General features: G+C 69.2%; 1 protein-coding gene and 1 pseudogene. One reads left to right on the top strand and one right to left on the bottom strand.

The genetic code is table 11. From position 1 onward, the window contains the following. The coding region (locus tag A5764_RS10360; protein WP_231989670.1) for a TetR/AcrR family transcriptional regulator at positions 1 to 371 on the bottom strand (371 nt) is incomplete at its 3' end. A gap of 110 nt (positions 372 to 481) precedes the next feature. On the opposite strand from A5764_RS10360, the pseudogene A5764_RS10355 reads away from it, so the two are divergent. Continuing rightward, a pseudogene (locus A5764_RS10355) lies at positions 482 to 610 on the top strand (TetR/AcrR family transcriptional regulator); the annotation flags it as partial.

Below are 610 nucleotides of genomic sequence, written 5' to 3'. Positions count from 1 at the left end.
TCGGCCCGAATCGCCCACTCGAAGGCGGCGAGATCGGGATATTCCCGCATCAGTTGGCCGGATTCGTCGAGCACCGCCTCGAGCCGGTCGACGACGTCATCGGCCTGCGCCGCGGCGGCCCGCAGCCGCGACCGCGCGATGCCGTCGATTTCGGAGACGGTCGCGTTGAGCAACGCGGACTTGTTCGGAAAGTAGTGGTACAGGCTGCCGCTCGTCATGCCGGCGGCCCCGGCGATCTCGCGGATGGTGGCCCTGGAGTAGCCCACCTCGGCCACGCAGCGCATCGCGGAGGCGATGATCCGTGCGCGGGTCTGCGCACCATCGGCACCCACCGGGCGGCCCAACTGTGCCGGCGCTACTGGTTCACCCACCGCGCACCTCCGCGCCGAACCTCGAGTAATCGATCGTGCGATTATATTCTCTCCTAGCGGCAGCTTGGCTGCAGGGTCGACGGACAGGACGCACGAGTGAGGACATCACCATGACGCGGGCGCAGCTGGGTCGCCCGGTCGGCGCGAGCGGTGAGGAGACCCGCCGACGGATCGTCGCCGCGACCATGCGCTGCGTGGCCGAGGTGGGCTACTCCAGGGCCACCATCCGCGAGATCGCC

It is taken from the genome of Mycobacterium sp. 852002-51057_SCH5723018, from assembly GCF_001667035.1.
Classification (GTDB): Bacteria; Actinomycetota; Actinomycetes; order Mycobacteriales; family Mycobacteriaceae; genus Mycobacterium.
The sequence above is the reverse complement of the archived record's forward strand: the minus strand, read 5'-3'. Positions and strand labels throughout refer to the sequence as shown.